The sequence below is a fragment of the Mucilaginibacter sp. McL0603 genome, assembly GCF_049992945.1.
GTDB lineage: Bacteria > Bacteroidota > Bacteroidia > Sphingobacteriales > Sphingobacteriaceae > Mucilaginibacter.
This window is the reverse complement of sequence record NZ_CP188251.1, coordinates 1,799,046-1,822,831: the sequence shown is the minus strand read 5'-3', so window position 1 is coordinate 1,822,831 and position 23,786 is coordinate 1,799,046. Positions and strand designations below refer to the sequence as shown.

Sequence of the window (23,786 nt, the reverse complement as noted above, 5' to 3'; positions counted from 1 at the left end):
TCGCAGAAACGGGAGCGCACCGGAAGCCAGATTCCCTTACAATGCACCCTCTAATTATTAACGGAAGGACCACCTTCCGGTTGCTCCATCTCTTAGCCCAAGAGCTGCTTGCGGCTGATTTTATCAATCAACTTTAATCCAACAGTTGGTAAAAAACGCCTGATCAGGGTCAGCATGACCGCGTTGGCGCTTGGTGCATATTCCAATTTTCCGGCTTTTATATTTTTGATCATATCTAACGCAAAGACCGCCGGGCTGGCCAGTTTTGTGGTATTTTTCAAGTCTTCCGTGGTCATCCTGGTCTCAACTGCAGGAGGAATAATTTCAATAACTTTGAAATTGCTTCCTTTCAGCTGCATGCGCAAAGACTTGGTAAATACGCTCAGTCCTGCTTTTGACGAGGAATATAAAGGCAATATAGGGACCGGCATAATTGCGGCCTCTGTTGTTATGTTAATGATTTGATTGAGTTTGCTTTGATCTGCCTGACGAATAAAATTTTGACTGACAGCGATCGGGCCCGCAAGATTGGTATTGAGCTTAGTAAAAATATCGGCAGAGGAAATGTATTGGTTAGGGATGTCCCAGGTTTCAATGACACCTGCATTGTTAAAAACGACATCCAGCACGATACCTTGTTCCTTGAGCTTTGCAAAGAGCAGGTCGATCGATGCCGGATCAGATATATCGCAGGTAAAGATCTTCAATGCCGGAACCGCTTTCCGCGCTTCTTCCAGTTTGTCAAGGCTCCGACCTGCAATAATAACAGTGTTTTGTGCGGACAACGCCGTGGCCAATGCCAGGCCTATGCCGGTAGCGCCGCCGGTGATCAGAATAGTTTTATTTGTTAATTTCATGTGAGTACGAATAACTAATTTTACAATAAGCAAAGTTGTGTTATAATGACATCCGCAACTATGAAGGAATCAATGAATAACTTGTAAATTTCACGGATGCACATCAGGAATCTTACCCAAAAGCTGGAGATCGCTTACGTTATCAAGGATGAGTGGCACTTACCGGTGCATAAGCACACTCATTATGAGCTTCAGTATATCATGAGGGGAAAAGGGCAGCATGTAATCAATGATCAAACCTATAATTATCATAAAGGCGACCTGTTCATCCTGCCGCCCCAGGACTCGCATTTTTTTATTTTCCAGGAGAAAACGGTGATCTGTATTATTAAATTTCATGAAGGTTTCTTCGAAGAATTTTTACAGGATGCGGATTTTAAACAGTTGTTAATACGCTTTTCTTCTCCGCATAGAAAAATAATATTGTCAGGGAATAACAGGCAACAGGTGATTCAGTTAATGGATCTGTTGATAGCCGAGCATAGGAACAAAGGCCCATATCAAAACATCGTCATCAAAAATGCCTTGTCACTCGTATTAATTCTCATGGCGCAGGATGTAGATGACAACCAGGCTAGTCCGCATGAAGGAAAGATCCAGGCGATACTCAATTATATCGATAAGCATATCACCGAAAAGGAATTGCTCTCAACTGAAAATATAGCAAACAAGTTCAACATCAGTAAATCTTATTTCAGCCAGTATTTCAACAAAGCCACGGGCAGCTCTTATAAGCGGTATGTACAAGAGTACGCGTTAAAGCTGATTGCCCACCAGTTGATACACCGGGATAAAACCTTATCCCAGCTCGCCTACGAATTTGGTTACAGTGACGAAAGCCATTTAAGCAATTCCTTTAAGGCGCATTTCCATCAAACACCTTCCGCCTTTAAAAAGGCAAATCAATTTTAACGGTACGGTCTTCATTTTATACAAGTTTTTCCCTGTTAGTTGCATAAGCCTGCATTGCAGTCCTACCTACCTTTGCATTGGTAAAAGGAATAAAACAATGTATATAGATCATACTACCCTTCGGACAAGTGAACTGGAAAAAACAAAGGAATTTTTAATCCGTGTCTTTGACCTTCAGCCTGGGGAAAGACCGGCTGTAATAGCCGCAAACATTCCCGGCTATTGGCTTTATTATCAGGATAAGCCGATTATTCACCTGATACGGAGTTCATTTTTTCATAAAATGGCTGTCGATAATTCATCTGAAGCAATCGACCATACCGCTTTTTTTATGAAAGACTTCGAGGCATTTAAGTTAAGACTCACCGCACTTAAAATACACTTTTCCTTGATGGATCTTCCAGACATAGGCGAACGGCGGATTTTTCTGCGGACTCCGACCGGCATTTTACTGGAAACTGTTTTCAGGGAAACAGCATAATCACTATGGTCAAATGATTCATCTTTGATCCTCATAGGTTTTTGATCAATTGTTTGAGCCTTAACACCCGGGTCTTTCGCGCCAGCAATATTTCTTCCTGAGTTGTTATCAGATCTATTTTGTCAACCTCGTTAAAGTACTTGCCCAGCGATTTGTACCCGCGCTGCGTAATGTTTTTTGATATTGTTATTTGTCTCCTATTCATTGAGATTTAATGGATTCAACTAATATTGATTTCTTTATCAACTTTCTGATCGTTTCATGGCCAAATTAATGCCGTTGTGCCAAATGTCTGAATGTCAATTGCATAGTGTTATTTTACTTTTTATTTGGTCATTTTATTTCGTTAATAGGCGCCAGTGGGTCGCGAAATATGATAGGGCGTTTTGTTTTATAAGCTCATCCCGCCGTCCATGATAAATTCGGCTCCCGTGATAAACGAGGAATCTTCACTGCTTAAATGGGCGACCATTTTACTGACATCGCCTGCTTTACCCATTTTGTGTAAAGGAACGTTGTCGATGATCCAGGCTTTAACGCCCTGTAATTGTTCATCGCTGTAGCCGGCCTTATTCAATATTTCCGTTTCTGTTGGGCCTGGGCTTACCGCGTTCACCCGGATCTTTCGCGGTGCCAATTCTACCGCAGCGATCTTCATCACCGCGTTAAGTGCAGCTTTGCTCGACGAATAAATAGAAGCGTTAGAGACGTTCATGCTGGCTGTATTGGATGATAAGAACACAACCGAGGCACCCTCACTTAACAGCGGGATAAACCGGCTCAGCGTAAAATACGCGCCTTTGAAATTCACGTCCATCACGTAGTCAAACACTTCTTCTGTTGCGCTTTCAATACTTGCTCCACCTAAAACACCTGCGTTAATAAACAGGATATCCAATTTTCCATAACGTGTTTTGATGTCGGCTGCCAATCGTTCTGTATCTTCCAGTTTGCCCTGGTCTGCCACCAGCCCTGTAACATCCAGCTGTACGGCTGCCGCCTCAACTGCTTCCTTACGACGACCGGTAATAATAACTACTGCGCCCTGCGCTTTCAATTCCTGCGCTGTTGCATACCCTATACCACTGTTACCGCCGGTAACCAATGCTATTTTTCCTGTTAGCTTTTCCATTTTTAAAAATTTTCTACAAAACTATGGACAAAGTGGTATAACTTTGTTACCAGTATAACAGAGTATACCAGTATGAATGAAGCACTGATCAAAGAGGTACTATCAGAACCCCGTAACCAAAAGGAGGAAATACAAGCTTTGCAGGACACTATTTACGTCATCGGCGGCAAATGGAAGCTGCCCATTATCAATGCCATCTGCAACGGTAACCGGCGCTTTCGCGAGATCGAGCGGAGCATTCCGGGAATCACTACCCGTATGTTATCACGGGAGCTAAAGGACATGGAGGCCAATCAGCTGCTGAAAAGGACCGTCATTCCCACGAGCCCGGTAACAGTTGAATATTCCCCTACTGATTATTGCCACTCATTCGGCGACATCATCCTGCAAATGATCAAATGGGGCAAAGATCACCGGGAGCGCTTACGGACGCCATTGTCCGGTTCGGCAACCAAAACGTCAGGCTAAGGGCTAATCTCATTTCCCCGTGGGGGCCCGGTTAATTTTGTTAAACGGCCCGGCTTTCGCTCCTTGTTTTGATCACTGTTTCCAGGGGTATGCGGTTATGCTCCCCCCATTGGTTCATCATTTTGATGATCGGTAACACGGTTTCACCAAGTCCGGTGAGGGAATACTCCACTTTCGGGGGAAGCTGTTGATATATCTTCTTCGTCAGGATATGGAACTCCTCCAGCTCTTTAAGCTGTTGATTTAATACCCGTTTAGTTGAGCCCGGTATGGCACGCTGTAATTCACTGGGCCGCAGGATACCTTCCGAAATGGCATATATCAGGTTTGCCTTCCATTTGCCGCCCAACACTTCTTTGGTGACGGTGAGACCGCAATCAAGTGGCAGGGGCATTTTTTTTTCGTACATCTTCGATGGCTTTTTATTCAAAGATAAGTATAGGTACAAAAATGTACCATAGTGGATAAAATTATCCCTATAGGTATGTTTTCCCCCTTATTGCAGCTATGTACCTATAGCCGGAAATTTGAGAAAAAAAAGAGACATGAATCAAGAAGATAAAAAAAAACTTTTCACCCCCTTCCAATTGGGCGGCATTTTGCTTCCCAACAGAATCATTATGGCATCCATGACCCGTGGCCGTGCAACCAATGCAGCGCTTGTTCCTACAGATTTACATACTGCCTATTATGCCCAACGCGCCAGCGCAGGGCTGATCCTTTCTGAAAGTGTTTGGGTGAGCAAGAACGCTATAGGCTTTCCAAACCTCCCGGGAATCTTCACCACCGAACAAACGGAAGCCTGGAAAAAAGTGACGAACGCAGTTCACCAGGAAAACGGAAGAATTTTCTTGCAACTGGCCCATATCGGAGCAGTATCACATCCTGATTATTTTAACGGTGAACTACCGCTGGGGCCCTCTGCCATCAATCCGCAGGAAAAATCATTCACACCGGAGGGCTTTAAAGATACAGTTACACCAAGGGCCTATACCATTGAACAAATCCGGGAGACTATTGAAGACTACCACCGGGCGGCAATCAATGCAAAAGCGGCAGGTTTTGACGGGTTAGAATTACATGCGCAATTGTTTACGCTTATTCCGCAATTTTTAAGTACAGCCACCAACCAGCGGACTGACGAATATGGAGGCAGCATAACCAACCGGAGCAGAATACTATTTGAAATACTTGATGTTTTGATCAAAGTATTTCCAGGAAAAAAGGTTGCGGTTAAATTTACCCCGGCCGCCTTTAACCCAGGTATTATCAGACCTGACGAAAATACCATAGCTGACTATGAATATTTGCTTCATAAGCTTAACGAATATGACATAGCCTTTCTGGAAATCGTAGGTCCGGCCGTAACACTCGCCGACACACCTGTTGCATCATGGGACGATCAGTACTATTCGTTTTTTCGAAATAATTATAAGGGGGTTATTGTCGCAAACCTGGGCTTTAATTATGATTCCGGTAATAAGATCATCGCAGAGGGATTGGCTGACCTTGTTTCATTCGCAACGCCTTTTATTGCAAACCCGGACCTTGTAAACCGATTTGCCCATGCCCTTCCCTTAGCTGTCGCAGATCAGACTACCTATTATATGGGTGGGGAAAAGGGCTTTACAGATTATCCAAAAGCGACTGATCCAAAATGAAAAGATTAGCAGGAAAGATTGCTTTGGTTGTCGGCGGAACCTACGGCATCGGCGGTTTCGTTCTTAATGGCAGATGATTGGTGGGTGAGGAAAATTGGATATATATTTACATGGACCCATTTTGTCACCATAACATGATCCTGTAATTAACAAAACCGCTCATTCAAGCGGTTTTGTAGTGCCGGCTTCGGTATTCGTTATTAAGGCGTTTTAATAGTTATTTGTTTTCCTGTTGTTAAAGCCCATTTAATGCCCCGTAATAAGAACGGACAGGGCGGCTCCCTATGGAATGCCGTAATGTGGATGATGGGCATATAGCAGATCGCATAAAGTGCATGCTTATATCCTGAAATCGTAATGCTCAAACCTATCGCCGTACGTGTCTCTAAACAATGCGAGGGTTGTTTCAGCTAATTCGCCGCACAGTTCAAACCGGATTATCTCCATGGGAACTTGATACTTAGCGGAAACCGGTGCGATCAGCTTTAAATGCGACAGCAGGGCCGCTTCATCAGCATAAGTCTCTGTGATCAGGCACTCCCCGGTATGCAGGTCTTTGAAATAGCAGTCATAGCTTAATACCTGCGTAGGTCCTTCTTCAGCAACAATTGCTTTAAGTTCGCCGGTCATTTGTATGAATCGGGGACGATCAGCCAGACCAATCCTTACCTTAGCTATAAGCCGTAAAATCTTGTTAGCTTTCATGATACATAAATATTGAAGGAATAAGCGAACAATATTCGCTTATTCCATTGTTGTTTACACCGTTACGATAATCTTGCCCACTGCATTTTTTGTCTGGATGAGCGCATGGGCTTTGGCTATTTCTTCCAACGGAAACGTTTGGGACACATGGGTTTTGAGATCACCTGTAGCTAACAATTCCGCTATAGCAGTCAGATCCTCTTCGCTCGTATGCACCAGTACCCGGTAGCCGGTTACATTATTTGATTTAAGCTGCTCTAATATTTTATCATCGAAATCCACTATAAGACTGAGCAATGTGCCACCCGATTTAATCACCTTTAATGAGCGCTCGATATGATGTACGTCATCGCTCCAAACCGCATCATGCACGAGATCTGCATCGGTAACCAATTCCTCAAACGCCTGGGTTTGGTAATCAATAAATTCATCCGCACCAAGGCCCAATACAAGATCTTTGTTCCCTGCTGAAGCTACGCCGATCACATAGGCACCGAAATGCTTGGCGATCTGTATGGCATAGTGGCCTACGCCACCTGATGCGCCTGTGATCACCACTTTATCTCCTTTTTTGACTTTCCCGCCTGTTACCACCGACTGCCAGGCGGTGAGTGCAGCTAATGCTGCGCCGGCTGCCTCCCCGAAAGAGATGTTCGCTGGTTTGAGCGCCAGGTCTGTTTCGGGTGCCGCCACATATTCCGCGTAAGCGTTGGCCTGGCCTACAAATTTGATCATGCCAAACACTTCATCTCCTGTTTTGAATGTGGTAACTGCCGGTCCAACTTCTGTTACAATACCTGCAATGTCCCAACCCAGAATGATGTTTTTTTCATCACCCTTTAGCTGCAGTACATAATTCAGGGAGTCCTGGTTACGCCGGGCAAAAGCGTCAACCGGGTTGATGCTGATTGCCTTTACTTTTACCAAAACTTCATCGTTCTTTATGGACGGAACGGCTATTTCGGCCAGCTCCAGATTTTCCGGCCCGCCTACAGCCTTTAATATGATTGCTTTCATTTCTATATTTATTTTTTGTTCAAAATTAGATTGATAGTATCTTTGCATCAAGTATGCACTTTTTTGTATCCTACATACTAAAAATATACTATACATATTATCAAGTAGTTATAATTTAGTTATGACAATCCACAAACCGACACCCGAATGCTGTGTAGACTTTGCCTTCCAGCGTATTGGCGGAAAGTACAAGGGACGTATCATTTACAGCATTCATGTCCACGGCATCTTACGTTATGGCCAGTTAAAAAAAGCTATCAGCGGTATTACCCCAAAAATGCTGACCCAGACATTGAGAGAATTGGAGAATGACAAACTGATCAACCGTAAAGTCTATGTAGAAGTACCGCCCAAGGTAGAATATGCCTTAACAGAGTCCGGCCGGAAACTAATCCCTTTTATCGAATATTTAAGGGAATGGGTGGAAGACCTGGTAGCCAGTGATCCGGGTCATGAACTGCATGAACAGCATGAACTGTACGGACGCTAAAGGTTTGCTTTATTCATATACACTATATGCTATTTTATGATATGTTGGATTTAAGAATATGGCCGGTAATGACTGATTACTTGACAAACTCTTTTAACACATCAGCAATCCGTTGGATGGCAATCTGGGTTTCCGGCAAACCGTGCAACGCATTAATGATCACAAAGTCATGGATCATGCCATTGTAGCTGATAGAGGCAACATGAACACCCGCAGCATCCAGCTTACTGGCATAAGCCTCGCCTTCATCTCTCAGGACATCATTTTCTTCGGTGATGACCAATGCTGGCGGAAGTCCCTTTAACTGCTCAGCAGTAGCCTGAAGCGGGGAGGCATAGATCTCTTTCCTTTGCGCGGGATCTTTAATATACAAATCCCATCCTTTGATCATTAAAGCTTTGGTGAGGAAATAACCATTAGCGAATTTGTTGTAGGATTCCGTCTCAAAATTGGCATCAGTTACAGGTGAGATCAGTACCTGCAGTTTCAATTGAGGGGTACCTTTATCTTTGGCCATTAAAGCAACAACAGTCGCCATGTTTCCTCCGATACTATTACCTGCAACAGCTAATTTACTGCCGTCGATCTTTACTTCTTTGCCGTGTTCTGCTATCCACTTAGTTGCAGCGTAAGCCTCATTATTTTGCTGCGGATAATGGGCATCAGGTGTACATGTAAAGTCGACAAATACTGCAGCCATTCCGGTTCGTACCACCAGGTCGTGCAATAGGGTTTTATGAGTATTGTAATCACCCATAAACCAAATACCGCCATGAAAATACATGAAGGCAGGAATGTTTTTATTTACACCTGCCGGGCGTACAATATGTAAGCTAACGGCTAAGCTGTCCTCCTTAATAGTTTTTTCAATTACCTCGGTCCCTGAAAGATCCGGCTTTTCACCTACCGTGGTAGCATAGGTATAAGTGGCCCTTGCCTGGTCAACAGGCATTTCATATACGGGCGTGGTTGTGGCTGCATTTACTGCTTTTAAGAAACCCTGAACGTGGCTTTCCACAGCAGGGTCGCTTACTTGAGCCACAGCTTTATTTATTAAAATGGATGTAGTTAAGATTAAAGCCATTGTAAAGGCTTTTGGGAATGTAGTTGTCATGATTTCTGTTTCTTATTAAGACCGAGTAACTGCGGGCCTGATTTTTATTGAATTGATGATTCATTAAGTTTTATGATTTTCCACATAAAATATACTTTTTAGTATATTTTATGTGGAAAAAAAATGGTGTATTTGGTTTATTTAAGACACGCCGTTCAGCGCATTAAAGGCTTTTTCAGGGGATTCCTTATTTACATTGTAAAAATGGTCCGTAAAGCCGATCCGTATTTCGAACTTATCTTCTGCAACGCCGCTAACGATAGCATCGGCTACCGCGGACGGCGCTAACTTATCAACCGGAATGTTTTTTGAAAATTCTGTGTCAACCAATGGAGGCAATACTTCAAATACCTTAACTGATGATTTAACTAAAGATAACCTTAACAACCTGGTATAAGACTGTAATGCCGCTTTGCTGGCACTGTAGGTAGGCATAACAGCCCATGGAACAATCGCCACTACTGACGTAATATTAATGACAGCTGCTTCCGCTTTATTTTTTAGCAAAGGCAACAGCTTTTCCGTCAGCCGCACCGGCGCCAGGTAGTTGACTTCCATTTCTTTCAGGGCGCTGGTATAGGCATCAGCATCTTCAGCCAAACTGTACCCGAAAGCGGCACCTGAATTATTGATCAGGATATTCAGGTCGTGGTATTCCGAACGTATCCGCCTAACCAGGTTATTTACATCGCTTTCGGAAGTTATGTCGCACTGAATGACAGCCACGTTCCCCAACCTTTTTGCAGCGGCTTCCAATTTTTCTAAATTTCTACCTGTAATAATTACTTTATTCCCTTTTTCAACCAATAGTTTGGCGGTTTCAAATCCAATGCCCGAGCCAGCGCCGGTAATTAGAATGGTGTTGTTTTTTGATTTCATTTTACTGAGAATTACTGTTATTTGATTATTTATTAATTGGATTTTATTATGGCTCCAGAATATACTTTTTAGTATATTTTAGTTTAAAAAAAATTAAATTTCATACGCCCGTAACTCGTTTTTGAGGCTTTCAATTAAACCGGCCATAGGCTGGTCGTTATTCATATTCCGGCACATCACCGTAGCACCTTCGATAGCGGCAAACATTTTAAAGGCATATGCTTCCGGATCAAGAGAAGCATTAAATTCACCATTCTCGATACCTGCTTTCAGAATATTCGCAAAGGTCTTTTGGGAGGCGGTCAAAACATTGCAAACTTTGGATTTGATCAATCCGTGGTTATCATCTGATTCCACAGCTAAATTGAAAATAGGGCAGCCACCGCTGATATATGTGTTTAACGGTGTTTTGTTAAAATCCAGATAAGCGAATATTTTGCTCTTCGCGCTGGTTTCTTTTTTCATGGCCTGGCCGATACCGTAACAGATATTGTCAAGCAAATAATCAGCAACCTGGATCGATAGGTCCTCTTTGTTTTCAAAATGACTGTAAATTGAACCTTTGGTCAGCCTGGTGGCTTCCAGAATGTCATCTACAAGAGTACCTGCAAGTCCTTTTTCGTTATAGATAGGAGCCGCCTTTTCCAATATGAATCGTTTTGTTCGCTCTGCTTTTGTCATGTTTTAATTATGAACGGGACAAAAATATACTTTTTAGTATATTTATATCAGTTAATCTTAAAAAAAACAGCTTTATGAAATAGTGATGACAATTTGTAGCGCCAATTAGGAGACCTGATTGAAATTACTTTTTCAAAACCTGTTAATAAAAATAAACCCCTGGGGGTTTATTAGCATACCTTATTTACTAGTATAAAATGGCGAGATATTAATTTGAAAGCCGCTCCAAGTTCTTAGAGCGGCTGTTCAGGATACGGTTAATATATTTGGGCGCCTGAAGAAACACCGCAAGGTTGAACTTGCATAAGAGAATAGCCGACACCGGGTCCATTTGTAAATGCCTGACCGTCTAAAGCAAAAGCGTGATTGGAATAGTCCCCGGTTGGCGGGATAGATACCTTGTAGGTACCTGCTTTAATTAATACTGTTTTACTACCTTTTGAAGGAAAATTAAAAATATATGTACGGTCTCCAACAAATGAGATCATAAACGAATTGATGCCTGTTGAATTGGCTAAATTGAATGGGACCATCTTTGTTGAATCACAAATTGATTTTCCAATCTGTTTTACGGTAGCTGTATCAGGTTTGCCTGCGCTTTTTACAGGAACCGGGGTATCATTTTTATTGCAGGATGCGATTATTAAAAAAAGGCATAGCAAGCTAGGATAATAAACTAAATTTTTCATGACTTTGAATATTTAATGATGAATAACTTGAACTGAATTGACTGTATAATAAAAACACGTTAACTAATCCGGACTTGCTCTATTAGTCGAAAAGAGTGGTGAAACAGGAAACAAATATTTTCCGTTCAAGTAAGATTTAAGAAAATAATAATGACTTGCTTACCTGTTATGAATTTCTTTGGCTGTTTACGAATAAGTAAAAGCAGCCAAACATCAGCAATAACGCGGCGAATGAGATGAGGAAAAAAATATAATTACTGCGACTTGATTTCAAAGATATTTTTAAGGCTGAACTATCACCCAAAACGATAGTAGCTCCCCAGTAATATGGCAATAGGTGGGATTGGTTTTTATTCAATAAGTCGAGCTTTGCCAACCTTAAGGACACATCTTTGGGCTGTCCCTGCCTTAAATATTTATAGAAACTTTCCGTTAGTTCATAGGTGGCCTGATTATCAACCTGCCATAAATTGGTTACTGTACTCGGGATACCCGCCAGGCGAAACCCCCTGGCAAGGCTAAACACACCTTCTCCATCAGCCACATAGCCACTGCCTGTATTACACGCCGAAAGCATCACCATCTCTCCAAACCGGCATTTAACCCTTTGAACATCGCTCATTAAAACGCCGGTATCTGACATGTAAAGCACAGGATCCAGGGTATGCTTGTCTGCTTGTGCATGAGCATATATTTGAATAATTTGGGATTGCGGTAATTTGGAAAGCAATTGACTCTTTTTAGCATCTTCATCTTTGAGTAATACAGAAGATGCAAACCCTGTTTCAATACGCTCAAGAGAGCTTACCGACCCCGTTAAAGACTGCAGATGAGTAGCGGCCGGGTAAGTTTCCGGGGCTATTCCTAAGAAAACAACTCCATTTTCGTTATTTTGCCGGGAATGGTTTTTTAAGACCCGCATAGAGTAAACATAGCTAAATGAATACTTTTTAACCAAAAAGCTTTCGCTTATATCAGGTTTAAAAAGCAAGGCATCGAAGGATATAAAAAGATCTCCGGGGGATATGATCACTCTTTGCGTTTTTACCTGAAGAGGTTCAAAAATCTTATGATATAACCTATAGGCTACGCTTACATAGTTACTGTATTGCTGATTAAGTAAACTAACATTTGAGCAATATTTCAAAAAATCGCCACAATCTTTAATAAAAAAAGGATAAGCAATCCTGAATATTTGCGCCTTGGCCGGCGTAACAGACAATACATAAACTACTGTATCATTATTAAAATATTCAATAAGCGTTTGCTTATTATCGATAAGTTGTTGCTGAACCTGTTTAAAAAAATTTGCCGGCAGGATATTTTCGCCAGCTAGATTTGCTGTATGCAGATTCTGTTGTTTTTCCCATTCATGATTAACAGATAACCATTCAGCTCTTAACCGGCCAGTAAGAGAATTCTCATCTAATGACATCAATAGTTTATTAAGGCTATCTATTTGGGAGCGTAGTTTTTTATTTATTTTTTCATCAGGCTTGATGTGCGAACTATTTGAAAAATTTATCTGATCATTGAGCAAAACAGATCTGCTTTTTTCAAAAAAATAAAACGCATTTTCACTATCGTTGAGCAGATAGCAAACTTCAATAGCCTTTTCATACATTTCCTTGGTTTGGCTTCGCCAAAGTAATTTAGAGCGTTGCCCGTATTGTTTCCACCGCATCATATCCACAGACCGGTCGGCTAGTATAAATGTTTGCAGAGCGGCTTTTAACAATATTTTGTCATGCTTTTCTTTATAAAAGGCAAGCAAACTTTGGGCTTTACTTGCCAGCAACATAATAACATAATAATCATTCGATATTGGGCCCAGCATCTCGATCGTCGGATTACTGGTAATCAATTGATCGTTAAATTTTATGGGAAGAACAGTTAAAGCTTTTTGATAAAATATTAAAGCATTCTTAAAATCATTCTGTCTCGAGTAAGTAACTCCGATGTTCTCAAAAAAACTGACCATCTGGTTACTGTCATTGTTCATTCTGGCTATTTTCAGACCTTCGTTGAAACACTCCCTTGCTTCATTCTCCTGTTTTAAATCGTTTTCATAAACATATCCTAAATCGCTTTGATCGCCAGCACACTCCGCAAAGTTCTGCAAGGCTTTGTCCAAAAAAATAGCCTTTTTGTAATAAACCAAGCATTCCTGATGTTTTCCGGAGGTGTTTAGAAAATTGGCATATATGGCATAAGCAGATGCAAGCTCACTGTTATTTTGATTATTAAGAAAGCGTAAAGCTGTCGCGATACTTTCAGCTGCCGACTTAAAATCACCAAGCTCAACCTCTGCCTGTGCTTTTTGAGCCCATAGTGCACCAAGTTGAACGGTGTCTTTTGCTGCAATTGCAAAATACATTCCTTTTAAAGCAATTTCTGTTGCATGCTGATAATCTCCTCCTTTGAAAAACAGGTAGGCAAGTTTTACATGCGCCATAGCCGCGATGTGATATTTCTCGGGGAAAGGCTTACTTGCTGCAATACACTTACTAAAAGAAATATTAGCCAGGTGTAATAGATTCAATTGCAAATAAAATACCCCAAGGTTATAAAAGCTATTACTTAAAAATGGCTCAACAATGCCCGTATGTTCATTCACATCAACCGCCGCCGCAGTATAAGCAACTGCCCGCGCCATATCTCCGGTTTTGTAATAAAAATCACCCAGCCGATGGATAATTTCCGCATAAACGGCACCATTTTTTTGATGGCATTTCAGATAGGATGCCTTTAACGCTGCAAGCTCCGCTATTTTTACAGTATCGTCGCCTGGGGCATTTTTAATTGCATTGATCTTATAACGGATGCTATCATCTGAAAGGCATTGTGCATGGCATACGATCGCACCGAAAATAAAAAAACTTAAACAGACGGTTGTTTTACACAAGGGTTTCATGTAATCATCCTTGTTTTTTTATACATAAACCGTTTTTAATAAACTCTGCTATTGGTTCCGGAGGATTGGGTTGTACCCGTGGATTTAAGCCTATGTTTGAGATTGGTTTGAGATCTTCAAAAATTTTCTGCTTATCGACGGAGCCTTTTTTGAAATTCGAGGACTCGCTGTAAGCGCCAATAATCCCTGTTGCTATTGCGGTAGCGAAAGAAGATCCTCTCACATGACCTGGTTCCCCGGTTTGTTCAAACGGGACTTCAAACCATAAATCGTCTTTTATTTTTTTATCGGCGATTATCCCAAGATCAACATAGACATTGGAAAAATTTTCTGTCGAAGCCACCTCTTTGCCATCAGTTGTAGTAACTGTGATCAAATTGTCTTCACCACTGCTGAAATAAGCCGGCAAAAAATGATGAATAGCCAAATCCCGAAGATCCTCTGGTTTAGGCTCACGCCCCGTATTTTCTAAAAAAATTTTACTGGCAATACGATCATCTGCATCAGTTTGATTACCTGCAGCGGCAACTAATAAAACACCTTCTTCCTCCAGTCTTTCGATTATAGTTTTTAGCGGTGGAAATAACGGTTCCCGTTCATAAGAGTAAAACCCCCAACTGGCATTTATGATCTGAGCACCTTTTGCTATGGCGTAATATATTGCACAAAATATAGCAAACAAGTCTCCATGTCCATTCCGGTCATGTGTTTTTACAGGTATAATCTTAACTGTTTTTTTGCTATTTTTAAATTCATTTATAATAAATTGGGTAACCAGGCTTCCATGCCGGCCGGCGTTGTCGTCTTCTATATCCTTGTTATTTTCAACAAAGTTCCAGCCGTATTCAGTACCGTTAAAGCACTCATATTCCTTTTTTGATATATTTCCCTTATAAATGTAGCCCTCATCAACAATGTAGGGATCAAAACCAGTGTCAAGGACAGCAATAACCACTTCTTCTGTACCCTTATTATAATCTGGCTTAAACTTACCGATGTTCTTCAATTCATGTGGCGGAATATTACTCAAAAAATTTAAAGAGTAACTTTCACCTACTGTTCCGGTTCCCCCTCCGGAACCCACCTTAATACCTTTATCCACTATCACAGTTTCAATGCCTTCGGCAAGCCACAATTGTACCGGCATATTGCAGTCCTGGCATTTTTTTATGGTAATATTTTCAAAGCCCATCTCTTTAAAATACCCCTTTACGGTATTAATTTGTTCTTCTGAAGGAAAATCTTTAAATGTTACGATGAGTTGATTCTTACGATACGTTTTTTCTAAATGAGTGTAATCCGGCTTGCATTTGATAGCGAAGGATGGAGCTACGTAATCTGATTTTTTTTCGTTGATTCCCATGGCGTTAAGTATTTAAAGTCGTTTTATCCAATTTCTGGCTTCTGTATTGCCAAATAAGTTTTTGTCAATAATCTCTTGCAGTATTTTTTTTGCATTGTCCTTATCTCCGGCTTCAGATCGCTCCATCAGCGTAAGAGCCCTGTAAAATTTCCCGGGGTTGGTGTATAAGGATAATGCGGATAGCTGATCGAAACATTCCAGGGCATTGTTGTATTTTTTTTCGGCAAGGTAAGTCAAGCCAAGATATTTAATTGCCTCAGCGGCTGTTTCCGGCTTGCTTATCATCGGTTTGAAAAGTCGTTCAGCAATTTGAAAGGATTTTGAATTATAGGCGGATATTCCCGTCTGCAGCGAATCTGAGACACCCATGTTTAATCCGAGTGTACTTAAATTGGTTGATATATAATTATCTGCAATTCTTTGAGGACTTGTCTTTTGAAAAAACGTAAACCAGCCTATCAGCAACAAAACACAGGCGGCAGCCAAAAGAGCCAGTGGCCTTAAAATCGTGATCTTTGCTGATTTTTGGGAAACAGACAATTGTTGGTATAGTTGCTCAAAGTCTTCTTTTTTGCGTTGTTGTAAGCGGGCATTTATTTGATCGCGCATGCTAATGTACTCAGCAACCTCCTGCGCAAAGGCTTCGTCATTATGACACCTCTGCTCAAACTCCCTTTTTTCGTCGTCATTTAATACGCCGGTGAAGTAATCATCTATATAGCTTAATAAATTATTCATTTCGATTTTCGATTCCTTTTACTTTCAATTTCAATTTTTCCAAACACCGCAGACGTGTTGTTTTAACTACATCGGCCGACTGGTAATTCATAGATTCTGCAATCTCCTTATCATTATAACCGTCCTCAAACAAGAGCAGCAATTCCATGCACTTACCACCTATTTCCTGCAGTTTTTCATTTATTTGATTTCTCTGATCCTGAGCAATAAGCTTTTGGATAATACTTCTTGTTTGGTCAGGAAGCTCAAAAACTAAACTGTCATACGGAACGGCATCTTCCAACTTTCCCTTATTAGTCGTTTTTTTTCGAAGCAGGTCAACACATTTATTAGAAAATATTTGATAGACATAAGTTTTAAGGGACGATCGCCCCTCAAATTTACCGGATAGAACATTTTTAATTACGGCCAGAATAGTATCAGTGTAGATACTTGCAGCTTCTTCATTCGGAATGCCGTATTTTTTTGCAGCCTCTTTTATTAAATAAAAAAATGATATATAAAGTTCCTTTTCAGAATGGCGCCTTGTAGATTCTCCAGATTTAAGCCCTTTGATTATCAAGTTTTCTGAAGATGAAATCATGATTAAAAAATTAACTTTCAGGCATTTATCGAACTTTAATCTTAAATAATAATTAAAATTACAAATAAATATATTAGAATATCCCTATAGTTATAAATTAATATTGATAATATTTATCAATGCTCCTGAGGCTTTAATTTGCCGTCGAAAATGATTCAGTTTTTGACGACATGGAGACAGGCCTTTGAATTGCATCTTCCGCAGTTTGACTAAATTTATTTGCGAATACTCTGACTGCTATTTTTTAAAAATCATTCAGGCTTTTGTATTTCCTCTGCCAGGCTGGCCGAGAACAACACCGCACCTTGTTGGTTAAGGTGATTATGATCGCTAAAGTTTCGATTATCGCGCCATTCTGCCTTATTTGTAAAATTCAAAAACTTTATGTTAGTAAATGCTTTGGCATTTTTTACGCAAATTCCTGTTGTATACTTGCTGATATATACGTAATGAATGGGTGATATAACAAGGTAAGTAGGAATTTGCAATTGGTTTAAGCGTGTAAGCGTAGCTTGAAAAACTTTAAGTTTAATAGTGTCAAGAGAGGTGCTTTCTTTTAATGTATCTAGTGCAGGATCTGGATTGAGATTAGTAAGTGCCCGGTAGCCCTTATAATCCTCTTTCCAGCTTTTCTTAAGGCCGACGATTAAATTGGTAAATAAAGAGTTATAAGGATAAATATGTGATAAGAGTTTTACGCTTTCAAATTTTCCATTATAATCCAGATAAGGCCGGATTGCCGGATTCTTTTGATATGGAAGTAATGTAGCAAGACTACCTTCATCCGATTGGGTAAATTCATCCGGACGAATGTCAATAATAACACATTTTGGCTGATACCGTTCAAGGATCGCAGACAATACTGCACAACTATAAACAAGGCCTTGTTTATCTCTGCCGCAATTGTAAAAAGAACTTTTCAAAATATTTTCGAATACTTTCGGGTCATAATCATGGTTGGCTCTGGATGATCCCAAAACAATATAATCAGCCTTTGTACTATCAATTGAATAACTTGTTCTGTATAAAAGACCTGATTTTTGTTTGTTGTATAGATACTTCAATCCACTTCCTATTACAAAGTCAAATAGCAGAATCCCAGCAGCTATTATTAATAGCGATTTGGCAAATCTTTTAATTTCAAGGTGCTGTATCATGAGAACCTAAAATTGAAAGTAAATAAATTGGCTATTATCGAAAACACCGAACATCAGTATTATGATCACAATTGATATATACGACAGACGTCTTACATACATGTTAGTATTTTCAAACAGACTAAAGCCGTTAAAAAGTTTATACTCCCTGATCACTTCTATGCTGATTAGCAGCCAAATAAATAAGACAGAATAGATCATATTTTTATTATCGCCGATAAATATCGCTCCGTGCACAAACAAAATCTTATGTAATACATCAACGGCTGTTTTTAAATCAGGTGAACGAAAAAACACCCATGTAAAGCAAGCGTATAAAAAGGTTAATAAGATACTTACAGGCTGATAAATAGCTGCCGGTATTAGCTGAGACAATTTCTTTCTAAGTTTTTTGGTGATAAACTCATACGCGAGGGCAATACCATTTAATAATCCCCAAACGATATAAGTCCAGTTTGCACCATGCCAAAGCCCGCTTACTAAAAAAGTAATTAACACAGCGAAAACCACAGCGTATCTGCCCCAGTTTCTTTTGGAAATCATTAGTGGAGTAAAAAGATAATCATTAAACCACGTTGATAGTGAAATATGCCACCTGCGCCAAAATTCAGTAATACTTCTGCTGAAGAAGGGGTAGTTAAAATTTGTCATCAATTTAAAACCCATTGTTCTTGCTGCTCCTATCGCGATATCAGAGTAGCCTGAAAAATCACAATAAATCTGGAATGCAAAAAATAAAGTAGCAACGGTTAAGGATGTTCCATTGTGTTTATCATGATTTGAATAAATGGCACTCACATAAATAGAAAGCCGATCTGCGATGACAATTTTTTTAAATAATCCCCAGGCCATTCTTTTTAACCCAATAGTTACATCGCTGTAATTAAAATCATGCTTTTCATAAAATTGATGTAAAAGATTTTGAGGCCTTTCTATTGGTCCGGCAACCAGTTGTGGATAGAACATTACATATAAACTGTAAATACCGAAATCTTTTTCCGCTTTTTGCTGTCCACGGTATACCTCAATCACATAACTTAAACTTTGAAATGTATGGAAAGAGAGGCCAATGGGTAAAATAATATGGAACAGAGGTATCGCATAATTCAAATGAAAAAGACGGGCCGCCTGGTCTATGTTACCTATAAAAAAATTATAGTATTTAAAAACAAAAAGCACCAAACAGGTGGATAAAATACTAATGATCAACCACACGCTTTTTTGCCTGCCTGATGACTTTTCTATCCTGATGCCGGCAAAGTAATCGATCAGGATTGTCACCAGTAAAATAAAAATATACTTAGGTATAAAGAAGCAATAAAACACACAACTTGCAACTAAAAGATGCGCCCATCGGATTTTGTGAGGTAAAATATAAAAAACAAGCGTTACCAGCGGAAAAAAAACAAGGAAATTAAATGAGTTAAATAACATTGTTTTACGTTTTTAACGAGTAATCAACTAATCTTCTTTTGTACAGAATCGATCATTTCACCAACATTTTTCCAACTCTGTATTTCGCCGGAATTAAAACGCAACTTAAACTGCTTTTCAATTGCCACTACTAATTGAATGTGATTGAGCGAATCCCAGTCCTCCACATCAGCGGCTGTGGTTTCAGGGGTTAATTTGATCTCATCATTATCCAGCACTTCTACAAAAATCCCATTCAGTTTATTTAATATGTCAGCTCTTTCCATCTGATTCAATTTTTTTGATAAAAGTTTTATTTTCCTTGTAGTTTGTCATATCCAAACACCAGTAGGTTTCGGCTTGAGTAAACCCAAGATCTGCATAATGGTTTTTAACCATATCGTTTTTAGCTGTGGGTATATATTCACCGGTTAAGTATTTAAATCCATTTTGGATTCCGAAGGCTACTATTGTGTTTAAGACAAATTGTTCCATACCCCTTTTTAATACCCTGCAGCTCATTAACCAGGTCTCAATAAACAGCGTATCATGATCTTCTTTTCTAAGAATTATCAAACTTATCAATCCATTATCACCGAATTTATCTTCAAGACGGAAAGACATGGTTATAAATTTATCAGACTGAACAATCGCTTCCAGATCGGTCTCTGTATAGCGGATAGTTCGCAAGTTAAATTGATTGGAACGCTGGGATAGTTGTGCAACTCGCGGAATATTAAATTTAGTGAAAGGCTCAACCAACGAAGTCATTTCCAGGCTATTTAAAAAATCATCCTCGCTGCAATATTGTTTCTGAACAGTAGAACGTTGCGCTTCTGACTGGTACATTTTGGTTCTTTCCTTATCCTCCTCAGACAGAGAAACGGTTTCAAACAGGTTAAGGGAATACAAATATTCGAGATAATTTGCGGGGTCTTCAGGCAATTCAGGAATAGTAAGCTGAGGGATCTGCTCTCTAACCATATTTCTCTCAAACGGGTTATCATCCAAAAAAACCATTGAATCATAAGAGATATTCAAAATGGATTGTATGTGATGGATATTATCTACTTTATTCTCCCAATTTGCAACAAAAACGGCAATGTCTTCTAAACGAAGCACCATATCGGGGTGCTTTTCAAAAGGCTCTTTCGCTATTGATTCGCTATTTTTACTACATACTGTTAAGATGATCCCCCGGTTTTTCAATTTCTTTAACCAGTATTGGAATTCTGAAAATGCCTTTCCCGTACCTAAAGATCCAATCAATATCTTTTCTAATCCGTCATCGCCAATTATTCCTCCCCACATTGTATTGTCCAGATCCAGTATGACACATTTTTTGAACTTCCCTTCAAGTGCATCAATCACATCCACGGTTATTGCAGCAACATGCGGAAGAATATCCAAACTCAATACCATTTCTGAATTGACATAGATTGGAGAATCAAAAACCACATTTTTACCAAACTGGTTTTGAAGAGTAGAAATATCTACAATATAGAATCCATTTTGTTGAACCGCGAAATTCATTAGCTCATAATTCAACTTACGGATCTGAAATAAAAATGACACAGAAGTTTTGTTGGAGTAATTACCAAAAACGCTATCATTTATTTCAGGATAGTTATAGTATAGGATTCGTGCATCGAGTATGCTTTCTATTTGAAAAACCAGGGCGTTTATTGAGCCTATCTCATTATCAGCAAGTTTACCGGCATCTTCCAAATTAAGTTTATTGTATTTCTTAAGTAATTGATGAGATGATCTAAAAATGATAACGAATTGTGGTCTGAAAGCATAAAATTCAGATGTTGGATCAAAAATCTGGCGCTCAACCTGGTTAAAATCGGCTTCCCATATATCCAGATTTTGTTGCCGGTCTACCCCTGTTGCTTTCAATGCCAGGTTTAGTAACTGGGTGGCTGAATCTCCTAAAAGTGCTACCCGGATCTTTTTTAACCCACTAACATCTTTTTTAAGGCTTTTTTTGAGCTGGGCAAAGTCTTTTACAAGGAGCATTCCTGTCGGCGTGTAAAGGCGGTGAACAAATATCATACAGCAGAAATGCGTATAATGTTTTAAAAACGCTTGATATTGAGCAATAATGTATTTTTAGTTAAAAAATTATTGCTCAATATATTGTATTTAGATAGAGTTGCAGAGAAATTCTATTGATTAATTTAAACAATAATAGAAAATTTTAATGTTGTAAGATAATGGTCTATAAAAAAATGAACGATTGCAGCCATCCGTACAATCGTTCAATATAAAAGTAACTATCGTAGTGGCTAACTATTTAAATAAGCATTAATGGATATATGCAGGTGCTACCGAAGCAAAGGTACTACCTACTTTATGATTAGTTAGATATTCTTTGACTTCTGTCACCTTTGTTTTCTTTTTAGCATCAGTAAATATGTATGATTTATCATAATAACAAGCCAACTTATGATAATTTGGGCCGGTTACGTTAGCCCTTGTTATGGTGGGTATTTTTGTTGGTGCAACGATTTGGGTAAAGCTGCTTACTCCCGTTTTTCTTAGCCAAACCTGAACTTGTCCAATTGTAGAGCTCTGACTAAGCGTTTCGCAATATACAAAATCATACCAAACCCCTGCCTGGAACGGTTCAAGCCATAAATTCTTTTGTACCCCAGGCTTGGTTGCCGAAGCAACAATATTACTATTTTGGATAGCAATCCTGAAAGGGGATGTTCCATTGTATGGAGAGCCATAAATTTCAGAGATAGTTAGAAACATAGTATAAAAAGTAGCAGGGAAATAAACTGAAAAACCAACATACACAGTTTGACCTTCGGTATAACTCATTGGGGTTTGTACCTGGGCCCTCGGGTTTGATGTTATTCCTGCGTTATCATTTATACCTACATCCATAAACATAACCTTTCTTCTTGAACCATAAATAGGGTCATTTACCACACTGATACAGCCTGGATTTATAACTGCGGCAGAATATCGATTGCCCGCGACAGCAGCATATGCGGATAGATCTTTATTTTTATTCAGATTGGCATCGAAGACGGCAACCGGGCCGGCTTGCACTACTTTGGTTGATGCCAAATTGGTTGATACATCAGCCTCGCTAATCACCGGATCGGAAGTAATCGGGGTGGTGGCGTCCTTCTTACAGCCTGCAAAAATGAACGCAGTTATGAAAAGGAGACGAATCCTGATTAATCTCATTAACAGTACTTTGTGTAATTGTTTTGTTGCCATGAGAATTTAGTTAAATTAATCATTGGTCAATTAGATATTGCAATATACTCAAAATTATTTCCCAAAATGAAATATAATTTCCCGATTTGAGTACCCATGTTTTCGCCAAAACGGTTACTGATTGTGAGTGATGGAGCCAGGAATTTTTGCCGTTTAGCCCAAATATAAATGACTGAAGCGCCTGTAGTACTACCACAGGCGCTTCAGAGAACTGTTTAAATTTAAAATTATTTAATAAGTGTAGGTGCAACCTGGTCAAAACTACTTCCAACCTTATGATTACCTAAATACATTTTAATTTCACTAACTCTTGTTTTTTTGCTGGCGTCAACAAACGTATTTTCTTTATCATAATAACAAGCAAGTTTATGATAATTGGGGCCTGTTAAATTAGCGGCTGTAACAGTTGGTATTTTAGTTAGCGTGAGAACTTGTTTGAAGGTGGTTTCTCCCTGTTTTCTTAACCAAACCTGTACACTCCCCTTTAAAGCATCGTGGCTTAGTGTTTCACAATATACAAAGTCATACCACAATCCGGCCTGCATTGGTTCCTGCCATAAATTCGTCTGTTTGCCTGAATTGGTTGCTGAGGCAACAATATTACTTCCTTGTATTGATAACCGGAAGGGAGAAGTCCCCGCATACGGAGCGCCATATAATTCGGAGAAAGTAAGAAAATAAGTCCAGAAGCTTTGTGTAAACCGGACTGAAAAACCTATATAAACTGTTTGTCCTTCAACATAGTTCATTGGCGTTTGAACCTGCGCACGGGGATTTTCTGTTACGCCTCCATTATCCTGCGTACGAACGTCCATTAACATTACTTTTCTTTTTGATCCGAAAACGGGGTCATTCACAACACTTATCCTATTGGGATTAATTACCATCGCCGAGTAAGGATCTCCTTTGACGGTAGCATAGCTGGAAAGATTTTTTTTCTGATCAAGAGATGCATCAAAAAATGCCACTGGCGCAGATTGTAGCGAAGCTAGTGATGAAACGGATATTGCACTGGTGGCTGGCTTAGCAGCAGCAATTGTATTCACCGATGTGTCTTCCTTTTGGCAGCCTGTAAAGAGCAAAGTTGCAATAAAAATCAGTTGAAGCATGATTAGCTTAAATACCAGTCTTGTTCTAAAATGTTTTTTAATCATTAGTTATTAATTTTGGGTTAATACATATACGTATTTTTATAAAATCTGTTACCTTTAATGAAAAAAATATTTTCGTTTCTCTTTATATCTAATTCTTAATAAACTTTTTATTGAATTATGATGTTACAAGTTTGAATA

Annotated in this window: 25 protein-coding genes; 5 read left to right on the top strand and 20 right to left on the bottom strand. The window is 39.6% G+C overall.

Going from position 1 to position 23,786, the window contains the following annotated elements:
- Window positions 1-92 precede the first annotated feature (92 nt).
- Window positions 93-857 carry an SDR family NAD(P)-dependent oxidoreductase gene (locus ACPPVU_RS08395; protein ID WP_426671243.1) on the bottom strand — a complete coding sequence of 255 codons (765 nt, stop codon included), beginning with the start codon at window positions 855-857 and terminating at the stop codon, window positions 93-95.
- A gap of 96 nt (window positions 858-953) precedes the next feature.
- Here ACPPVU_RS08395 and ACPPVU_RS08390 point away from each other — a divergent pair, with 96 nt between their 5' ends.
- Both ACPPVU_RS08390 and ACPPVU_RS08385 read left to right on the top strand, forming a co-directional pair.
- Window positions 954-1,769 (top strand): helix-turn-helix domain-containing protein, encoded by an 816-nt coding sequence (locus ACPPVU_RS08390; protein ID WP_426671242.1) that lies wholly within the window; start codon window positions 954-956, stop codon window positions 1,767-1,769.
- A gap of 97 nt (window positions 1,770-1,866) precedes the next feature.
- Window positions 1,867-2,250, top strand: coding sequence for a VOC family protein (locus ACPPVU_RS08385; protein ID WP_426671241.1), 384 nt, complete (start codon window positions 1,867-1,869; stop codon window positions 2,248-2,250).
- A 31-nt stretch (window positions 2,251-2,281) separates the two neighbouring features.
- Here the strand turns inward: ACPPVU_RS08385 and ACPPVU_RS08380 are convergent, their stop codons facing one another.
- Both ACPPVU_RS08380 and ACPPVU_RS08375 read right to left on the bottom strand, forming a co-directional pair.
- Window positions 2,282-2,455, bottom strand: a complete 174-nt coding sequence (locus ACPPVU_RS08380; protein ID WP_426671240.1) for a sigma-70 factor domain-containing protein — start codon at window positions 2,453-2,455, stop codon at window positions 2,282-2,284.
- Window positions 2,456-2,641: 186 nt separating this feature from the next.
- Entirely contained in the window at window positions 2,642-3,382 is a 741-nt protein-coding gene (locus ACPPVU_RS08375; RefSeq protein WP_426671239.1) for an SDR family oxidoreductase, read from the bottom strand.
- A gap of 72 nt (window positions 3,383-3,454) precedes the next feature.
- On the opposite strand from ACPPVU_RS08375, the gene ACPPVU_RS08370 reads away from it, so the two are divergent.
- Window positions 3,455-3,850, top strand: coding sequence for a winged helix-turn-helix transcriptional regulator (locus ACPPVU_RS08370; protein ID WP_426671238.1), 396 nt, complete (start codon window positions 3,455-3,457; stop codon window positions 3,848-3,850).
- 40 nt (window positions 3,851-3,890) lie between these two features.
- On the opposite strand, the gene ACPPVU_RS08365 is transcribed toward ACPPVU_RS08370, so the two are convergent.
- Window positions 3,891-4,259: a winged helix-turn-helix transcriptional regulator gene (locus ACPPVU_RS08365; RefSeq protein ID WP_426671237.1), complete on the bottom strand. Its 369-nt coding sequence runs from the start codon at window positions 4,257-4,259 to the stop codon at window positions 3,891-3,893.
- A 136-nt stretch (window positions 4,260-4,395) separates the two neighbouring features.
- Here ACPPVU_RS08365 and ACPPVU_RS08360 point away from each other — a divergent pair, with 136 nt between their 5' ends.
- On the top strand, window positions 4,396-5,511 hold the full coding sequence (locus tag ACPPVU_RS08360; protein WP_426671236.1) for an alkene reductase: 1,116 nt from the start codon (window positions 4,396-4,398) through the stop codon (window positions 5,509-5,511).
- A 339-nt stretch (window positions 5,512-5,850) separates the two neighbouring features.
- Here the strand turns inward: ACPPVU_RS08360 and ACPPVU_RS08355 are convergent, their stop codons facing one another.
- Window positions 5,851-6,216, bottom strand: coding sequence for a putative quinol monooxygenase (locus ACPPVU_RS08355; protein WP_426671235.1), 366 nt, complete (start codon window positions 6,214-6,216; stop codon window positions 5,851-5,853).
- Window positions 6,217-6,270: 54 nt separating this feature from the next.
- On the bottom strand, window positions 6,271-7,233 hold the full coding sequence (locus ACPPVU_RS08350; protein ID WP_426671234.1) for an NADP-dependent oxidoreductase: 963 nt from the start codon (window positions 7,231-7,233) through the stop codon (window positions 6,271-6,273).
- Between the two features lie 121 nt (window positions 7,234-7,354).
- On the opposite strand from ACPPVU_RS08350, the gene ACPPVU_RS08345 reads away from it, so the two are divergent.
- The gene (locus ACPPVU_RS08345; protein ID WP_426671233.1) at window positions 7,355-7,723 is read left to right on the top strand and encodes a winged helix-turn-helix transcriptional regulator; all 369 of its coding nucleotides are present in this window, start codon (window positions 7,355-7,357) and stop codon (window positions 7,721-7,723) included.
- 76 nt (window positions 7,724-7,799) lie between these two features.
- Here the strand turns inward: ACPPVU_RS08345 and ACPPVU_RS08340 are convergent, their stop codons facing one another.
- From ACPPVU_RS08340 to ACPPVU_RS08275, 14 genes are all read right to left on the bottom strand, one after another.
- Window positions 7,800-8,837: an alpha/beta hydrolase gene (locus tag ACPPVU_RS08340; RefSeq protein ID WP_426671232.1), complete on the bottom strand. Its 1,038-nt coding sequence runs from the start codon at window positions 8,835-8,837 to the stop codon at window positions 7,800-7,802.
- Window positions 8,838-8,978: 141 nt separating this feature from the next.
- Window positions 8,979-9,716: an SDR family oxidoreductase gene (locus tag ACPPVU_RS08335; RefSeq protein ID WP_426671231.1), complete on the bottom strand. Its 738-nt coding sequence runs from the start codon at window positions 9,714-9,716 to the stop codon at window positions 8,979-8,981.
- A 93-nt stretch (window positions 9,717-9,809) separates the two neighbouring features.
- Complete coding sequence (locus ACPPVU_RS08330) at window positions 9,810-10,397, bottom strand: TetR/AcrR family transcriptional regulator (protein ID WP_426671230.1); 588 nt, start codon at window positions 10,395-10,397, stop codon at window positions 9,810-9,812.
- Between the two features lie 257 nt (window positions 10,398-10,654).
- Window positions 10,655-11,086, bottom strand: coding sequence for a hypothetical protein (locus ACPPVU_RS08325; RefSeq protein WP_426671229.1), 432 nt, complete (start codon window positions 11,084-11,086; stop codon window positions 10,655-10,657).
- A 166-nt stretch (window positions 11,087-11,252) separates the two neighbouring features.
- The gene (locus tag ACPPVU_RS08320) at window positions 11,253-14,000 is read right to left on the bottom strand and encodes a CHAT domain-containing protein (RefSeq protein WP_426671228.1); all 2,748 of its coding nucleotides are present in this window, start codon (window positions 13,998-14,000) and stop codon (window positions 11,253-11,255) included.
- 4 nt (window positions 14,001-14,004) lie between these two features.
- Window positions 14,005-15,363, bottom strand: coding sequence for a S8 family serine peptidase (locus tag ACPPVU_RS08315; RefSeq protein ID WP_426671227.1), 1,359 nt, complete (start codon window positions 15,361-15,363; stop codon window positions 14,005-14,007).
- A 12-nt stretch (window positions 15,364-15,375) separates the two neighbouring features.
- Window positions 15,376-16,101, bottom strand: coding sequence for a hypothetical protein (locus ACPPVU_RS08310; RefSeq protein WP_426671226.1), 726 nt, complete (start codon window positions 16,099-16,101; stop codon window positions 15,376-15,378).
- Complete coding sequence (locus tag ACPPVU_RS08305) at window positions 16,094-16,684, bottom strand: RNA polymerase sigma factor (RefSeq protein WP_426671225.1); 591 nt, start codon at window positions 16,682-16,684, stop codon at window positions 16,094-16,096. Before ACPPVU_RS08305 ends, ACPPVU_RS08310 begins: the two co-directional genes overlap by 8 nt.
- 251 nt (window positions 16,685-16,935) lie before the next feature.
- Complete coding sequence (locus ACPPVU_RS08300) at window positions 16,936-17,841, bottom strand: hypothetical protein (RefSeq protein ID WP_426671224.1); 906 nt, start codon at window positions 17,839-17,841, stop codon at window positions 16,936-16,938.
- Window positions 17,842-17,847: 6 nt separating this feature from the next.
- Window positions 17,848-19,122: an MBOAT family O-acyltransferase gene (locus tag ACPPVU_RS08295; RefSeq protein ID WP_426671223.1), complete on the bottom strand. Its 1,275-nt coding sequence runs from the start codon at window positions 19,120-19,122 to the stop codon at window positions 17,848-17,850.
- A 176-nt stretch (window positions 19,123-19,298) separates the two neighbouring features.
- Entirely contained in the window at window positions 19,299-19,541 is a 243-nt protein-coding gene (locus tag ACPPVU_RS08290) for an acyl carrier protein (RefSeq protein WP_426671222.1), read from the bottom strand.
- The gene (locus ACPPVU_RS08285) at window positions 19,528-21,312 is read right to left on the bottom strand and encodes an HAD-IIIC family phosphatase (RefSeq protein WP_426671221.1); all 1,785 of its coding nucleotides are present in this window, start codon (window positions 21,310-21,312) and stop codon (window positions 19,528-19,530) included. The genes ACPPVU_RS08290 and ACPPVU_RS08285 overlap by 14 nt, the downstream gene beginning before the upstream one ends.
- A gap of 252 nt (window positions 21,313-21,564) precedes the next feature.
- Window positions 21,565-22,494, bottom strand: coding sequence for a heparin lyase I family protein (locus tag ACPPVU_RS08280; RefSeq protein ID WP_426671220.1), 930 nt, complete (start codon window positions 22,492-22,494; stop codon window positions 21,565-21,567).
- Window positions 22,495-22,721: 227 nt separating this feature from the next.
- On the bottom strand, window positions 22,722-23,603 hold the full coding sequence (locus tag ACPPVU_RS08275; RefSeq protein WP_426671219.1) for a heparin lyase I family protein: 882 nt from the start codon (window positions 23,601-23,603) through the stop codon (window positions 22,722-22,724).
- Between the last annotated feature and the right edge of the window lie 183 nt (window positions 23,604-23,786).

Coding starts and splice junctions, on each gene's coding strand:
- ACPPVU_RS08325 (WP_426671229.1), bottom strand. CDS start 11,086: ATGAAAAATTTAGTTTATTATCCTAGCTTGCTATGCCTTTTTTTAATA.
- ACPPVU_RS08370 (WP_426671238.1), top strand. CDS start 3,455: ATGAATGAAGCACTGATCAAAGAGGTACTATCAGAACCCCGTAACCAA.
- ACPPVU_RS08395 (WP_426671243.1), bottom strand. CDS start 857: ATGAAATTAACAAATAAAACTATTCTGATCACCGGCGGCGCTACCGGC.
- ACPPVU_RS08280 (WP_426671220.1), bottom strand. CDS start 22,494: ATGGCAACAAAACAATTACACAAAGTACTGTTAATGAGATTAATCAGG.
- ACPPVU_RS08355 (WP_426671235.1), bottom strand. CDS start 6,216: ATGAAAGCTAACAAGATTTTACGGCTTATAGCTAAGGTAAGGATTGGT.
- ACPPVU_RS08350 (WP_426671234.1), bottom strand. CDS start 7,233: ATGAAAGCAATCATATTAAAGGCTGTAGGCGGGCCGGAAAATCTGGAG.
- ACPPVU_RS08290 (WP_426671222.1), bottom strand. CDS start 19,541: ATGGAAAGAGCTGACATATTAAATAAACTGAATGGGATTTTTGTAGAA.
- ACPPVU_RS08315 (WP_426671227.1), bottom strand. CDS start 15,363: ATGGGAATCAACGAAAAAAAATCAGATTACGTAGCTCCATCCTTCGCT.
- ACPPVU_RS08365 (WP_426671237.1), bottom strand. CDS start 4,259: ATGTACGAAAAAAAAATGCCCCTGCCACTTGATTGCGGTCTCACCGTC.
- ACPPVU_RS08390 (WP_426671242.1), top strand. CDS start 954: ATGCACATCAGGAATCTTACCCAAAAGCTGGAGATCGCTTACGTTATC.
- ACPPVU_RS08385 (WP_426671241.1), top strand. CDS start 1,867: ATGTATATAGATCATACTACCCTTCGGACAAGTGAACTGGAAAAAACA.
- ACPPVU_RS08330 (WP_426671230.1), bottom strand. CDS start 10,397: ATGACAAAAGCAGAGCGAACAAAACGATTCATATTGGAAAAGGCGGCT.
- ACPPVU_RS08380 (WP_426671240.1), bottom strand. CDS start 2,455: ATGAATAGGAGACAAATAACAATATCAAAAAACATTACGCAGCGCGGG.
- ACPPVU_RS08340 (WP_426671232.1), bottom strand. CDS start 8,837: ATGACAACTACATTCCCAAAAGCCTTTACAATGGCTTTAATCTTAACT.
- ACPPVU_RS08300 (WP_426671224.1), bottom strand. CDS start 17,841: ATGATACAGCACCTTGAAATTAAAAGATTTGCCAAATCGCTATTAATA.
- ACPPVU_RS08360 (WP_426671236.1), top strand. CDS start 4,396: ATGAATCAAGAAGATAAAAAAAAACTTTTCACCCCCTTCCAATTGGGC.
- ACPPVU_RS08310 (WP_426671226.1), bottom strand. CDS start 16,101: ATGAATAATTTATTAAGCTATATAGATGATTACTTCACCGGCGTATTA.
- ACPPVU_RS08335 (WP_426671231.1), bottom strand. CDS start 9,716: ATGAAATCAAAAAACAACACCATTCTAATTACCGGCGCTGGCTCGGGC.
- ACPPVU_RS08275 (WP_426671219.1), bottom strand. CDS start 23,603: ATGCTTCAACTGATTTTTATTGCAACTTTGCTCTTTACAGGCTGCCAA.
- ACPPVU_RS08345 (WP_426671233.1), top strand. CDS start 7,355: ATGACAATCCACAAACCGACACCCGAATGCTGTGTAGACTTTGCCTTC.
- ACPPVU_RS08285 (WP_426671221.1), bottom strand. CDS start 21,312: ATGATATTTGTTCACCGCCTTTACACGCCGACAGGAATGCTCCTTGTA.
- ACPPVU_RS08375 (WP_426671239.1), bottom strand. CDS start 3,382: ATGGAAAAGCTAACAGGAAAAATAGCATTGGTTACCGGCGGTAACAGT.
- ACPPVU_RS08305 (WP_426671225.1), bottom strand. CDS start 16,684: ATGATTTCATCTTCAGAAAACTTGATAATCAAAGGGCTTAAATCTGGA.
- ACPPVU_RS08320 (WP_426671228.1), bottom strand. CDS start 14,000: ATGAAACCCTTGTGTAAAACAACCGTCTGTTTAAGTTTTTTTATTTTC.